Source organism: Gilvimarinus gilvus, assembly GCF_030518155.1.
GTDB lineage: Bacteria > Pseudomonadota > Gammaproteobacteria > Pseudomonadales > Cellvibrionaceae > Gilvimarinus > Gilvimarinus gilvus.
Genome location: NZ_JAULRU010000818.1, coordinates 1 through 307, shown reverse-complemented (window position 1 = coordinate 307; position 307 = coordinate 1). Strand labels below are relative to the sequence as shown.

Annotated in this window: 1 pseudogene; it reads right to left on the bottom strand. The window is 38.8% G+C overall.

The features are described from left to right. A pseudogene (locus QWI17_RS21635) lies at window positions 1-307 on the bottom strand (hypothetical protein); the annotation flags it as partial.

The following is a 307-nucleotide window of genomic DNA, read 5'->3' as shown; positions in this document are numbered from 1 at the left end:
TCTACTAAACCTTCAACGTCTGGACTCATTCTGTAAACACCATTGAAAGCTGCCATAATTGTTTGAACAAAAACTTTAGAATCTTGTGCTGACATTGCATCAGTTGCATCAGTTGGTTCTAACGTAATCACCATTTTAGGTTCTTTCGTTTCGTATTCTTCAATAATTTCTGCGCGTAAAGTTTCGTAAGACGCTTTGAAAGCATCCACTTTGTCAGAAGGAATTACAATGTTAGCCCAAGACTCGCGAGGAATAGCGTTGCGTAAACTTCCACCTTCCATATGCACGATTTGTAAACCAAATTCAG